Below are 13,877 nucleotides of genomic sequence, written 5' to 3'. Positions count from 1 at the left end.
CCGAGCTTATCCGAGCGGCGCCCGCCGGTGGCCCGGGGGCCCTTCCGGGGCGCGCCGCCGACGGCGGCGCCCGCTCCCCTCGCGCCCCCCGCGGCGCGCCTCGGCCTGCGCCGCGATCACGCCTCGGCCTGCGCCGCGATCAGCCGCCGACGAGGCGCAGCGGCGCGTGGTTCTGGCGGCGCGGGAACTCGAGGAGGTACTGGCCCGAGAAGCAGGCGTCGCAGAACCCGGTCCGCTCGGCGCCGATCGCGGCGTAGAGCCCGTCGAGCGAGAGGTAGCCGAGGCTGTCGGCGGTGACGTACGTCGCGATCTCCGCGGTGGAGTGCGTGCTCGCGATGAGCTCCTGCCGCGTCGGCGTGTCGATGCCGTAGTAGCAGGGCCACGCCGTCGGGGGCGAGCTGATGCGGAGGTGGACCTCGGTCGCCCCCGCGGCGCGGATCATCTTCACGATCTTGCGGCTGGTCGTGCCGCGGACGACCGAGTCGTCCACCACCACCACCCGCTTCCCCTTGAGGAGCCCGCGGACCGCGTTCAGCTTGAGCTTCACGCCGAAGTGCCGGATCGACTGCTGGGGCTCGATGAAGGTCCGGCCGATGTAGTGCGAGCGGACGAGCCCCATGGCGAAGGGGATGCCGGCGGTCTCGGCGAAGCCGATCGCGGCGGGCACGCCCGAGTCCGGCACCGGGATCACGACGTCCGCCTCGACCGGGTGCTCCTTCGCGAGCTGCGTCCCGAACGCCTGCCGCACCTCGTAGACGCTCCGGCCGAAGAGCACCGAGTCCGGGCGCGCGAAGTAGATGTGCTCGAACACGCAGCGGCCGAGCCGCGGCGCCGGGGGCCGGTCGGGGAAGAGCCGCTCGCTGCGGAGCCCGCTCGCGTCGAGCACGACGAGCTCCCCCGGCTCGACCTCGCGGACGTACTCGGCCTCGATGAGGTCGAGGGCGGTGGTCTCGCTCGCGAGGACCCAGTTGCCCTTGAGCCGGCCGAGCACGAGCGGCCGGAAGCCCATCGGGTCGCGGGCGCCGACGATCGCCTTCGGCGTGAGGAAGAGCATCGAGTAGGCGCCGGAGACGCGCCCGAGCGCCTGGCGGACCGAGCCGACGAGGTGCTCGACGGTCCCCGGCGCCGCGGCGGGGTGGGCGCGGGCGAGGAGGTGCACGACCACCTCGGTGTCGGTCGAGGCGGTGAAGATCGAGCCCGCCGCCTCGAGCTCGGACCGGAGCGCCTCGGCGTTCACGAGGTTGCCGTTGTGCGCGACCGCGATGGGGCCGCCCGCGTACTGCACCGCGAGCGGCTGCGCGTTCTTCACGTGCGAGCCGCCCGTCGTGGAGTAGCGGACGTGGCCGACGGCGGCGCCGCCCTTCAGCTTCGCGAGCACGCCGGCGTCGAAGATGTCCGCGACGAGCCCCATGGCCCGATGGACGTACAGCGTCTCCCCGTCCGTCGACACGATCCCGGCGGACTCCTGACCGCGGTGCTGCAGCGCGTGCAGCCCCAGGTAGGTGAAGTTCGCGGCCTCTTCGGACTGGCCCAGCGCCCAGATCCCGAAGACGCCGCACTCGTCCTTCATCTTGTCGCAGTCGACGTCGTACCCCATGGAGCGCGGGAGTATAACGATCCGCGCTTGAAAAAGCGTCCCATCCGCAGACGAAGGCTCCTCCTCCCCCTCGCCGCGCTCGGCGCCCTGCTGCTCGCGATCCCGGCGGCGCTGATCGGCCTCGCGTCGCTCCCGGAGCCGCCGCGCCGCGGCGAGGTCCCGCCCCGCGTCGAGCTGGTCGCGCGCGGCCAGGGCGCGCTCCGCGCCGGCGCGGCGGCGGTGCCGTTCGACCTGCCGGCGGAGACGCCGATCGGCGGGTTCGGTCGGCTCTCCTACGAATCGTCGGGGGTCCGGGACCGGACCGGCGCCCGGGCGGTCGTGGTGGAGGCGCCCGGCTGCCGGGTCGCCCTCGTCTCCGCCGAGCTCGTGCTCGTGCCCGAGGCGCTCGAGGAGGCGGTGCGGGCGCGCCTCTCCGACGTGCCGCTCGACGGGCTGATCCTCGCGGCGACGCACACCCACGCCGGGCCGGGCGGGTACTGGGAGGACCTGGCCGGCGAGCGGCTCGCGACCGGCCCCTTCGACCCCGCGGTGCGCGACGCCATCGCCCGCGCGATCGCGGCGGCGATCCGGCGCGCGGTCGCGGCGGAGGAGCCGGCGCGCCTCGCGGTGGGGCGCGCGCGGGCCGAGAAGCTCGTCCGCAATCGCGACGGGGGCCGGAAGGACGCGCGGCTCGCCGTGCTCCGCCTCGACCGACCGGACGCGACGCCGATCGCGGAGCTCGCCCTGTTCCCCGCCCACCCGACCACCCTCGGGAAGCAGAACCGCGCCCTCTCCGGAGACTGGACCGGGCCCTTCCTGTCCGTGAGCAGCCACGGCGTGCGGCTCCTGTTCCAGGGAGCCTCCGGAGATCAGTCGGTCTCGCTCCCCACCGACGGCCCGATCACGCCGGAGCTCTACGCCGCCGCGCTCTCGACCGAGGTGGACCGGCTGGACGTCGGGCCCGCCGATCCGGCGCCCGCCCTCGCCTACGCCCGCACGCGGGTGACGCTGCCGGCGCCGGCGCCCGCCGCGCTCCCCGCCGCGCTCGAGCGCGCCGGACGCAACCTCACCGCCGACCTCTGGCCCGCGCAGGCGCAGGTGGCCGCGCTCCGGCTCGGGCCGGTGCTGCTCCTCGCCGTGCCGGGCGAGCCCACCGCCGAGGTCGGCGCGCGGCTCCGCGATCGGGCCGGGCCGGGCGCGGAGCTCCTCTCCCTCGCGAACGGCTACGTCGGCTACGTCGAGTCCCCCGCGGTGATCGCGGCGGGGCGCGGCGAGACGAGGCACTCGTACTACGGGCCCGAGCTCGCGGGCCGGATCGAGCGGGCGGTGGGCGTGGTCGCCGGCGCCCTCCGGGACGACCGGCGCGGCGCGCGCCTCACCCGGACCCACGGCGCCCTCGCGCTGCAGGAGCATAAGCGCCCGGGCGCGCGGGGGACGCCGGTCCCCACCGCGCGCTGATCCAGGGCTAGGCCGGCTCCGCCGGCCGGCGCTTGATGGGCGGGAGCTCGTCCCAGCCCTCCGCCTTCGGCACGCCCGCGATCGCCTCGATGAGCGCCTCGGGGGGCCGGATCAGCTTGCGGGTCTCGATGCCCATCCAGCCGCCGCTGACGACGATCCGGGCCACCTTCTTCCCGCCCGGGCGCCAGAAGTCGTGGACGAACTTGAAGCGGGAGGCGTCGGGCGCGAGCCCGAGCTGCGTGAAGTCCACCTCGACGGTGTCCCCGAGCCGCAGCTCGCGGAGATAGTCGATCTCCTCGCGGAGGAGGACCGGCGCGAACCCCATCTCCTCGAAGCGCGGGTACGGGAAGCCGTGCTCGGCGAGGTAGCCCATCCGCGTGTCCATCGCGTACTCGCTGTAGGCCGTGTTCCGCATGTGGCCGTTCGCGTCCGAGTCGGACCAGCGGACGATGAAGATCTTCGTGTAGCGCATGGGCTCCACCTCGGCGGACGGACGAGATCTGTATCGCGAAAGCCCCTCCGTCGCCGGCCACCCGGTTGGGAGGGTCCGGGCGCCACCCGGGCAGGCCGCGCGTGCTCCCCGATGGCGCGGCGCGACGGCTCGGGTCCCCTTCGGTCGCGCACCCCGCAGCGCGCGAGCACCGCGACCGTTCGCGCCGGTCCTCGGTCAGAACCGGAAGGCGAGGACGCCCGGGGGGGCGAGCTCCGGGCCGCCGTGGAGCGCCCTCCAGCCGAGCACGCCCGCGGCGCCGGCGAAGATCACGGCGGCCCCCGCGGACAGGTACATGTTCCGGTTCGCGGCCCGCGCTTCGTCCCGGAGCGCCAGGTAGCGCGCGGGATCGGAGCCGGGCTTGAGGGCCCCGTCCGGCCCGAGCAACGCGTTCGCGTCGGCGTACGAGCGCGACGAGCCGAGCCCCTGCTGCACCGCGAGTCCGGCGAAACCGGCGGCGAGGATCCCGCCGCCGATGGCGACGGGCCCCATCCAGCGGTGCCGCCGCCGGGGGCGCTCGGGTTCCCGCTCGGGCACGCGGAGCGGCCGGGCCGGTGGCTGGGCCGCCGGAGGGATCGAGAGCGTGGCGAGGGCGGGCTTCGCGGCCGGCGGCGGCGCGGCGGGGGCCGGCGCGGGCGAGGCGCCGTGTGGCGTCGGAGCGCGCTTCCCCGGCAGAGGACGCTCCAGCGGCGCGGGCTGCGCCTTCGCGCGGACGACCGTCGCCGCGACGGTCTTCGAGGCGGCGGTCGTCGAGCCGCCTGCGGCCGCCGGCGCTCCAAAGGGCCCTGGCTCCGGGGTCGCCGCCGGGATCGGCGCAGCGGCGGGCGTTCCGGCCGGCTTCGGCGCGGGCGCGGGCGGAGACGTGGCGCCGACCGGCACGGACGAGGCGATCGTGTCCCGAGGGGCGAGGGCGGGCGCCGGCGCGCCGGGCCGCGCCGCCTGCGGGAGCACCGCGGTGGAGGGCACCGCGTAGACCGGAGGGGTCGGCGGCAGCGGGATCTCCGCGGCGACCGCGGGCGCCACGATCGTCCGCGGCCCGTCGCGCGTCCGGTCCTTCACCTCGCGCGAGCCCTGCCCGGTGAGGAGGAACGACGCCAGCGCGCCGAGGTTCACCGACGGGACGCTCCCGGCGGCCATGCGGACGCTCCCCTCGCGGAGCAGCGCCCCGCGGCGGACGTCGTACATGGAGCCGAGCAGGAACTGCGCCTCCCCCTCCTCGACCCGGCTCACGACGATGAGCCGGTCGAGGCCGAGCCACGCGCCGGCACGGATGATCCCGTACCCGCGCTGCGCGCCCGACAGCGCGAGCCCCGGGCCCGCGTTCACGCGCAGCGCGCCCGCGAGCGCGAAGTCGAGGACGACCATCCTGTCCTCGCCCTCGAGGTCCACGACGAAGCTCGGTACCCGCAGCGCTCCGGCCGCGCCGCCGATCCGGTACGTGCCGGCCGGCAGGGAGAGCGTGAGCGGCGTCCTCCCCATCTTGCGGCCGTTCACGAACACCGCCCCGTCCTGGCCCTCGGCCGCGACGACGAGCTTCCGCCGCGGCAGCGCCCGCACCCGCCCCTTCAGCTCCTCGAACCGGCGCCGGAACGAGGGCGAGTACTGATCCGGATCCGGGAGGACGGTCAGGTCCGTCCGCGCGAGCTTGAGGAGCGCGGCGTCCATGTCCTTCTGGGAGCCGAGGGTGAGGGCCGCGTGGGCGAGCCTCAGGAGCGCCCGGACCCACTGCGAGTACACCTCCTCGCTCTCGGGGAGCATCTCGAGGTCGGAGATGATCGCCTCGAGGGTCCGGTACGCGCTCTCGAACTCCCCGCTCTGGTAGACCGCGAGCGCGCCGCCGTACGCGCGGTCGAGCTCCGAGACGGTCGCGCCCGACCCCTGCCCGAGGAGCCGCGCCCGCATCGCCGAGACCTCCTCGAGGCCGCCCACCCGGTCCCGGCAGACCGCGCGGAGCTGGTGGGCGAGCTCGCTCACCTCCGGATCCGGGCCGCCGGGGGGATCGCCCACCGCCATCACCCCGAGCCGCTCCGCCGGGGCGGCCGCGCCCGCCACGAGGAGCGCGCTCACGACGACCACGCGCCGGAGCCCGCTCACGGCGTGGTCCCGGCGTTGGAGGTGTTCCGGGGATCGTGGAAGGCCTTCGGCCACGGTGCGCTCGTGTCCAGCCGGCCGTCCACGATCACCGCGTGCAGCTTGCCGTCCGAGGTCGGGTAGTACGCGGTGCTCGTCACCTGCCCCGGCGGCTGCCCCGGCTTCGTGTGGAGGTTCCCGGAGCGCAGCTCCGCGCCGGTCCCGAGGGTGTGGCTCCAGATCTGCGCGCCCGAGCCGTCGAGCGCGTACACCGTCCCGCTGCGCGTCGGGACGATCAAGGTGGCGGACGTGTCCGCGAGGACGAGCGGCGAGAGCACCGGGCCGGAGAGCCGCTTCGGCTGCGCCCACACGGCCACGCCGCTGGAGGACAGGCGATGCAGAACGCCGCTCTGATCGCCCACGACGATGTCGCCGTTGGAGAGGATGACGGGGGAATCCGTGGCGATATCCGTCAGTGTAGCGAGCAGGGACGTTTGGCCTGATGAGGTCGTGCTACTCACCAGACCATCCTGACCAACCGATAGCACTTCGTCATTTTTCGCAATTACCAATGGTACTTCCACACTGACGCCGACAACGGGAGGCGTGACACCCCAGCGGTCCGTGAACGCGCTATCAAACGAATATGACCGAATGACGGATGTTCTGCTGGAGGTGGCTGCATACACCCATTCATTTCGATCCATGACCGGCCCCACTGCGTACGCACCAGCAGCGCCAGTTATGTCTGTGCCACCAGCGCTGCTCGCGCCTGCGAGGCGCCCGCTCGTGGACGCCACGAACCCCCACTCCCGCGTCGGCTCGGTGAGCACGGCGACCGAACCCCGGATCGGTCCCTCCGAGTTCACCGCCACTCCGAGCAGCGCTCCGCTGCCGTCCAGCGCGAGCCCGCGGAGCCACCCGTCCTCGCTCCCCACCCAGATCGCCTTGGTCCCGATCGCGGGGGCCGCGCTGATCGCCTGCCCGGCCCCCACGGTGACGGGGGCATGCGCCTGCGTGCCGTCGGGGCTCGTGAAGTAGACCTTCCCGTTGCTCCCGGCGACGACGACGGTGCCGTCGGGCATCACCGCGGCGGGCGTGAGCGCGACGGGCACGCCCGGCTCGACCTCCCGGGTCCAGCGGAGCCGGGTCACCGGGATCGCCGCGGTGGTCGTCACCGACGCGGATCTCCGCGCGCCGTCCCGGCCCGTGACGATGGCGTCCACCGTCGCCTCGAAGGCGGGGACGGGCGCGGCGGCGAGCGGGAGGTCCGCCGTCCAGGTCGCGCCCGACCGCACCATGACGACGCTCGCCCCCGGAGCGAGCGTCAGCGCGGCCCGCACCTCCGCGAGCTCCTCGACGTCCGTGGCGGTCGCGGTCACGCGCAGCGTGCCGTCCCGCGGGCACGCCTCGCCGGCCGCGGCGCCGAGGCACCGCACCGTCACGTCCGACACCACCGGATCGTGCCCGTCGGGCCAGCAGCGCCGCTCGCCTTCGGCGGACGCGCAGTACTCGCCGGCGACGCAATCGGCGCTGGTCGCGCACCTCGCGGGATCGTCCACCGACCCGCAGCCGGTCGCGATCGCCAGGAGCGCCGTGAGCCGCAACACCGTGCACCGCATGCCTTCCTCCTAGAATGCGAACCGCCAGGCCAGCCCCGCCGCCAGGAGGGCGCCCCCCGCGCCGTAGGAGATCCCGGCCCCCAGCCGCTTCGATTCCCAGTCCTTCCGGGCCCGGATCCGTTCGCCCAGGTCCGTCGCCCCGTCCGCCCGCTGCGCGGCATGGCGCGCGCTCACCGTGAACACCGCCCCGGCCGCGAGGGCGGCGACCCCGATCCCGGCGATGGTCCAGGCGGCGACGCGGGCCGGCCGCGGGCCGGGCTCCGGCGGGAGCGTCTCGAGCAGCCGCCCGAAGGCGGCGTGGAGCGGCCGGACGGCGTCCTGGCCCGGGACCACCTGGAGCGCCTGGCGCGCGCGCACGGCCGACGTCCCGGAGTCCGCGAGGACGAGGACGAACCGGCTCCCGTTGGCGCGCCCCTCGGCGGTGGCGGTCACCGCGTGCGGCAGGCCCGCGCGCCGCGCGGCGCGGGCGCCCTCCGCCTCGTCCTCGCAGGCGATGCCGTAGTCGAGGAACCGGCCTCCGCGCTCGCGGGCCGCTGCGACGACCGACTCCGCGCGGGCGAGCGCGGGATCGCCCAGGATCTTCGGGCGGCAGAGGAGCACGCGCTCGCCGCCGGCGCCCGCGGCGAGCGCGAGCGCGATCGTCAACGCACCGGACAGTGGCATCCCGAGACCTCCGACGACGCGTGAAGGCGGACGCTGAGTTTCAGCACGATTGCGGGACGCACTGCAAGGGGCATGCACCGCGCATTTGCGCGATCTTGCGCCGCAGGCCCGACGAGGCGGTCCGCCGCGCGGACGATCGGCCGCGGCGCGCACCGCCGGCGTCCTCTCGACCCCTACGGTGCGTCGATCTACCGTGGGTCCGTGGATTGGCATGCGTCTCGCAGATTGGCCCGCCGACTTGCTCCAGCGGATTCGGCCACTAACATGCGTGCTCTTCACGCTCGAGCCACGGGGGAAGCGATGCGAACGATCCGGAGGGCAGGGATCTCGCTGGTGCTCGCTGCGAACGCCGCGCTGTCGGCCTGCTCCGGCGCCAGCCGCGCCCCCGCCGGCTGCTTCGCGAACGAGGAGTGCGGCACGGGGGGCCGCTGCACCGCCCGGATCTGCGTCGCGGACGCCGCGCCGGTCGCGGCGATCGCCCGCCCCGAGGCCCTCACCGTCTTCGGCCTCTTCACCTTCGACGGGAGCGCCAGCGCGGACCCGGACCCGCAGGACGCCATCCGGGCGCACCGCTGGACCTTCTCCGCCGTCGACGCGCCCTGCGCGCCCCCGACCGTGGCCGACACCGGGCCCCTCGCGAACGTGCGCTTCGCCTGCGCCGGGCGCTACACCGTCCAGCTCGTCGTCGAGGACGAGCTGGGCGTCGCCAGCGTTCCGGCGGTCGAGACGTTCGAGGTGACGGATCCCGGGGACCTCTCGAAGGTGACCGTGGGACCGGACCTCGTCGTCGGGCACGTATGCGGCGCAGGGCGGTGCGCGCCAGATAACGTGGTGACGCTCACCGCGACCGCGACCGGCGGCGCCGCGACGGCGGTCGCCTACCGCTGGACGGTCACCCCGCCCTCGAACCGGCCGCTCGACGGGACCCGTCGCGTGAGGTTCGCCCCGTCCGCCGCGGTCCCCGAGCCGATCGTGACCATCGAGACCGACGACGCCGCGATCTCCGGCGACTGGCTGTTCCAGGTCGAGGTGCGCGACGCGGCCGGAGTGCTGGGGGCCGCCACCACCCGGGTCAGCGTCACCAACCGGCCGCCCCTCGTGACGGCGATCGCGCCCGGCCCCGCGCCCCACAGGTTCGACGCCGCGACCTCCGTCTTCACGGCGAGCGGCTCGGTCGCGTCGGTGTCCGTGATCGACCCCGACGGCGATCCCATCCCGTCGCGGGCCGTCGCCTGGCTCCACGCGAACGACGGAGGGAACGTCTTCGAGGGCATCGACTCGGGCTCGTCCGTGTCCTTCCGGATCGCCGTCCCGCACACCACGATCGGCGACGAGAGGTTCCTCATCGGCGGGGCCGGGCTCGAGCGTGCGATCCGGCTCACCGCGTCGGACGTGAACGGAGACGAGGCGGTCGCGTCCTGGCCCGTCGTCGTCGGGAACCGGCCGCCCGTGCTGGCCGCCCCCGCGCCGGCGCCGCTCCACGTGTCGCACGTCTACGACCTGAGCCAGGGGCTCTACAAGGCCACCGCGATGCTCGGCCGGTGGTCGGATCCGGACGGCGATCCGCTCATGGGAGGCCCGACCGGCGACGCGGACTGTGGCGCGCTCGACGTGCTGCCGGACGGGACGACCGTGCTCCTCTGCAGCCGCCCGTACACCGGGGTCCCCCAGATACAACTCTTCGCCGGAGATCACCTGGTGAGCGAGACGGTCCGGGATCCCTGGGCGCCGTCGAGCGCGCCCGTGACCGTCACGATCGACGATCGGGCGCCGATCGTGACGGAGACCCGGGGCGTGGCGCAGGTCGCGTGCTCGACCTCCGATTACTGCTGTCGCGCGGCGGGGCCGTGCGTCGATTACGCGCCGTACTATCCGTCCACGTCGTTCCCGCTCACCCCCGCGGTGACCGACCCGGACGGCGATCCGGTGAGCGTCTCGTTCTCGGGCTCGACCGTCTCGTCCTCGACGACGATCGTCTGCACGGGCGGCTGGTGCCCCAGCGTCTGGATGAAGACGCTGGGCGGCGCGTACTGCTATCAGCCCCCGACCACGGAGATCACGATCAACGCGAGCGACGGCGCGCTGACCGCGACCGGGAAGCACTTCGAGGCGACCCTGACCTGCCGTTAGCGGCGTGCCTGCGCGGCGCGGATCACGCGTCGGTACGGGCGGCCCGCCTCCGCTCGACCACCGCGTCGGCGGCCTCCGCGACCCGCTCCGGCCCGAGCGCCTTGTCGAGCACGGCGTCCGCGCCCGCCGCGACGAGCCGCGGCTCCATCCCCGGCTCGAGCCGGCCGGTCACCACCACGATCGCGAGATCGGCCTCCCCGCCGGCGGTTCGGATCATCCGGACCAGCGCCTCCCCGTCCATCCCCGGCATCCGGACGTCGGTGAGCAGGACGTCCAGGGCGAGCAGCTCGTCGGAGAGGGTCCGGATCCCCTCCAGCGCATCGGGCGCGGTGAGCACCTCGAACCCGCGCGCGCCGAGGGCGTCCGCGAGCATGCGCCGCAGGAGCGCGTCGTCGTCCACCACCAGCGCCCGGCGGGTCGCCGGAGCCGATTCGGGAGCCTCCTCGGGCGGCGAGGGGCGCGGGGGCGGCGCGATCGTCTCGCCCGCGCGCGCAGGCGCTCGCGGTGCGGCGCCGGGCCTCGTGCCCGGTCCCGCGACGGCGGCGCCCTCGAGCACGGCGGCGAGGGACGGGGGCGGCGCGTCCAGGCGCAGGGCGAACCCGGCGCGCCCGGGCGGCGCGGCCGAGGCGGCGACGACCGCGACGACGGTGCCCGTCGTCTCGATCGGCTCCGGGACCCCGGGGAGGTCGAGGCGGAGGGGGAGCTCGTCACCGAAAGCCGGCGCGACGGGCGCGTGGACGAACAGGACCTGCCGCACCGGGTCCCAGTGAGCGCCGCCGGGATCGCCGCCGACGTCGAGCGCGAGGACCGGCCCCTGCGCGTCGAGCGGGCGGCCGGCGGGTGCGCCCGCCTCGGTGAAGAATGCGGCGGCGACGTCCGGGAGCGCGAGCGGCGCGACGCCGGCCCGCGCGAGCTCGCACGCGGCGAGGTGCGCCCGGAGCTGCGCGAGGTCGCCCGGAGAGAGCGCGGCGACCGGCGTGGTCCGGCCGCCGGCGCGCGCGGTCCAGAACGCGAGCCGGTCGCGCGATCCGGGCGCGTGCACCGCCGAGTCGAGGTGGACCCCGACGGCGAGGAAGCCGGTCGACGGGCGAAAGGCCAGATCGCACCGGGCGAGGGTCCCCTCGAGCAGCCGCGGGAGCGCGAGCACGAGCCGCTCGATCTCCGCCAGCCGCTCCGGCCCGACCCGGACGAAGACGCTCGCGTACTCGGCGGTGGGCATGCTCCGGCGGCCCGCTGCAACGGACAGGCCCGCGAGATCCCAAGGACAATCCGGGCTCTTCATGACGCGAGGTGAACCCGTGGGTGCACCACCACCCTCCCGCTCCACCCTGGCACTTCGCCGCGGCCGCTCGACGCGATGTGTCGAGCGCGGCCCGGAGGAGCGAAGGCGCGTCTGCGCGGCGCGGGGGTGGTCCCCGCGCAGCCACTTACGTCACTCCGCGAGCGCGGCGGGCGCGCGGGCGGCGTCGCGGCGGAGCACCGCCGGGATGCCGTCCCGCCAGGCGCGGGCGAGCGCGGCGACGGGCACCGAGAGCGCCCCCTGGATCTCCAGGGTGTCGCCCCCGACGGCCCCGAGCCGGATCACCGGCGCGCCGCAGGCCTTCGCGAGCTCCTCGAGGCGCGCCGCGTTCTCCTTCGGGAGCGAGACCAGGATCCGGCTCGCGTCCTCGCCGAACAGGACGAAGTCCTTGCGGGCCGGGAACGGCACGCGGACCGCCGCGCCGATCCAGGGCGGCGTCGAGCCGTCGGCCGGCGCGTCGTGCATCATGCAGCACTCGGCCAGGGCGACGGCGAGGCCGCCGTCGGAGCAGTCGTGCGCGGAGGAGAGCAGCCCTTCGCGGATCGCCCGCCGGACCGTCTCCTGGACCGCCTTCTCCTTCGCGAGGTCGAGGGCGGGCGGCCGCCCCGCCTCCTTCCCGAACTCGGCGGCGAGGTACTCCGAGCCGCCGACCTCGCCCTGGAGCGTTCCGACGAGGGCGATCACGTCCCCGGCGTGCTTGAAGGCGCTCGTGCAGCTCCGATCCACCGGCTCGACGAGGCCGACCATGCCGATGGTCGGCGTGGGCAGGATCCCCTGCCCCTCCGTCTCGTTGTAGAGCGAGACGTTCCCGGAGACGACCGGCGTGCCGAGCGCGCGGCAGGCGTCGGAGATGCCGCGCACGCACTCGGAGAGCTGCCAGGTGATCTCCGGCTTCTCGGGGTTGCCGAAGTTGAGGCAGTCGGTGATGGCGAGCGGCTCGCCCCCGACGCAGGCGATGTTCCGGGCGCACTCGGCCACGGCGTGCATCGCGCCGAGGTGCGGATCGAGGAAGCACCAGCGGCCGTTCGCGCCGACCGACAGCGCGATGCCCTTGCGCGCGTGCGCCTCGTTCGACACGGCGATGCGGACCACCGCGGCGTCGCCGCCCGGGCGGACCGCGCCGACGAGCCGGACCATGTGGTCGTACTGATGGTAGACCCACTCCTTCGACGCGATGGTCGGGCGCGCGAGGAGCCGGAGCAGGGCGGCGCCCAGATCGTCGGGCTCGGACATCGCCGACGGGTCGAACGCGTGCAGCGCCGGGAGCGCCGGGTGCGGGGTCATCGGCCGCTGGTACTTCGGGGCGCCCTCGGTGAGCGGCTCCACGGGGAGATCGGCGGCGAGCTGGCCGTGCCAGAAGCAGCGCCAGCGGCCGGTGTCGGTGACCTTCCCGATCACCGCCACGTCGAGGTCCCACTTCGTGCAGATCCGGCGGACCACGTCCTCCTTGCCCTCGGCCGCGACGAGGAGCATCCGCTCCTGCGACTCGGAGAGGAGGATCTCGTACGGCGTCATCCCCTCCTCGCGGAGGGGGACCTGGTCGAGGAAGAGGTCGAGGCCGTTGCCGCCGCGGCCCGCCATCTCGACCGACGACGAGGTGAGGCCGGCGGCGCCCATGTCCTGGATGCCGACCACCGCGTCCGTCTGGAAGAGCTCGAGGCAGGCCTCGAGGAGCAGCTTCTCCATGAACGGATCGCCGACCTGCACCGTCGGGCGCTTCTCCTCGGTGGAGGCGTCGAACTCGGCGGAGGCCATCGTCGCGCCGTGGATGCCGTCGCGACCGGTCTTCGCGCCGATGTACATCACCGGGTTCCCCACGCCGGCGGCGGTGCCGCGGAAGATCTTGTCGGCGGGGAGGATCCCGAGGGTGAAGGCGTTGACGAGGCAGTTGCCGTTGTACGACGGGTGGAACATCACCTCGCCGCCGACGGTGGGGACCCCCATGCAGTTGCCGTAGGCGCCGATGCCGGCCACCACGCCCTCGAGCAGGTACGCGGTCCGCGGGTGCGACGGATCCCCGAACCGGAGCGAGTTCAGCGAGGCGATCGGCCGGGCGCCCATCGTGAAGACGTCGCGGAGGATCCCGCCCACCCCGGTCGCCGCCCCCTGGAACGGCTCGATGTAGCTCGGGTGGTTGTGGCTCTCCATCTTGAAGGCGGCGGCGAGCCCGTCGCCGAGGTCCACCACCCCGGCGTTCTCGCCGGGGCCCTGGAGCACCTTCGGGCCGGTGGTCGGGAACGCCCGGAGGTGCACCCGCGAAGACTTGTAGGAGCAGTGCTCGCTCCACATCACGGAGAAGACGCCGAGCTCGGTGAGGTTCGGGGTGCGGCCGAGGTGCTGCTTCACCTGCTCGTACTCTTCGGGCTTGAGGCCGTGCCGGGCGACGACCTCTGGCGTGATCTGCTCGCTCATGAGGCCGCGGATTCTAACGGCGCGGCGCCGGAATCGCGAGGCTCGTCTCACGGCGCCCTCGCCCCGGGCCCTCGCGGCGCACGCCGGCCGTCCACGCCTCCCCGCGGGCGGCCGCCCGGCCGGCCGGCGCGGCGCGGGGCGGGCGCCCCCCGCGCC

The 13,877-nt window shown here is 74.9% G+C and carries 9 protein-coding genes; 2 read left to right on the top strand and 7 right to left on the bottom strand.

Translation table 11 applies throughout. From position 1 onward, the window contains the following. Nucleotides 1-139 precede the first annotated feature (139 nt). Nucleotides 140-1,597 carry an amidophosphoribosyltransferase gene (gene purF, locus MNZ27_RS16955; protein WP_242395283.1) on the bottom strand — a complete coding sequence of 486 codons (1,458 nt, stop codon included), beginning with the start codon at nucleotides 1,595-1,597 and terminating at the stop codon, nucleotides 140-142. A 27-nt stretch (nucleotides 1,598-1,624) separates the two neighbouring features. Here purF and MNZ27_RS16950 point away from each other — a divergent pair, with 27 nt between their 5' ends. Beyond that, complete coding sequence (locus MNZ27_RS16950; RefSeq protein WP_242395282.1) at nucleotides 1,625-3,034, top strand: neutral/alkaline non-lysosomal ceramidase N-terminal domain-containing protein; 1,410 nt, start codon at nucleotides 1,625-1,627, stop codon at nucleotides 3,032-3,034. A gap of 7 nt (nucleotides 3,035-3,041) precedes the next feature. Here the strand turns inward: MNZ27_RS16950 and MNZ27_RS16945 are convergent, their stop codons facing one another. From MNZ27_RS16945 to MNZ27_RS16930, 4 genes are all read right to left on the bottom strand, one after another. Further along, nucleotides 3,042-3,506 (bottom strand): acyl-CoA thioesterase, encoded by a 465-nt coding sequence (locus MNZ27_RS16945; protein ID WP_242395281.1) that lies wholly within the window; start codon nucleotides 3,504-3,506, stop codon nucleotides 3,042-3,044. Nucleotides 3,507-3,701: 195 nt separating this feature from the next. Further along, nucleotides 3,702-5,618 (bottom strand): PEGA domain-containing protein, encoded by a 1,917-nt coding sequence (locus tag MNZ27_RS16940; protein WP_242395280.1) that lies wholly within the window; start codon nucleotides 5,616-5,618, stop codon nucleotides 3,702-3,704. Continuing rightward, complete coding sequence (locus MNZ27_RS16935; protein WP_242395279.1) at nucleotides 5,615-7,216, bottom strand: PQQ-binding-like beta-propeller repeat protein; 1,602 nt, start codon at nucleotides 7,214-7,216, stop codon at nucleotides 5,615-5,617. The genes MNZ27_RS16940 and MNZ27_RS16935 overlap by 4 nt, the downstream gene beginning before the upstream one ends. A 9-nt stretch (nucleotides 7,217-7,225) precedes the next feature. Continuing rightward, nucleotides 7,226-7,879: a hypothetical protein gene (locus MNZ27_RS16930; protein WP_242395278.1), complete on the bottom strand. Its 654-nt coding sequence runs from the start codon at nucleotides 7,877-7,879 to the stop codon at nucleotides 7,226-7,228. 300 nt (nucleotides 7,880-8,179) lie between these two features. Here MNZ27_RS16930 and MNZ27_RS16925 point away from each other — a divergent pair, with 300 nt between their 5' ends. Continuing rightward, on the top strand, nucleotides 8,180-10,009 hold the full coding sequence (locus MNZ27_RS16925; protein WP_242395277.1) for a hypothetical protein: 1,830 nt from the start codon (nucleotides 8,180-8,182) through the stop codon (nucleotides 10,007-10,009). Nucleotides 10,010-10,031: 22 nt separating this feature from the next. On the opposite strand, the gene MNZ27_RS16920 is transcribed toward MNZ27_RS16925, so the two are convergent. Together MNZ27_RS16920 and purL are read right to left on the bottom strand one after the other, a co-directional pair. Further along, complete coding sequence (locus MNZ27_RS16920) at nucleotides 10,032-11,228, bottom strand: response regulator (protein ID WP_242395276.1); 1,197 nt, start codon at nucleotides 11,226-11,228, stop codon at nucleotides 10,032-10,034. Nucleotides 11,229-11,441: 213 nt separating this feature from the next. Next, a complete protein-coding gene (gene purL, locus MNZ27_RS16915; RefSeq protein ID WP_242395275.1) occupies nucleotides 11,442-13,721 on the bottom strand; it encodes a phosphoribosylformylglycinamidine synthase subunit PurL in 2,280 nt (759 codons plus the stop codon). Nucleotides 13,722-13,877: the final 156 nt, after the last annotated feature.

The organism is Anaeromyxobacter oryzisoli, assembly GCF_022690765.1.
GTDB classification, from domain to species: domain Bacteria; phylum Myxococcota; class Myxococcia; order Myxococcales; family Anaeromyxobacteraceae; genus Anaeromyxobacter; species Anaeromyxobacter oryzisoli.
The sequence above is the reverse complement of the archived record's forward strand: the minus strand, read 5'-3'. Positions and strand labels throughout refer to the sequence as shown.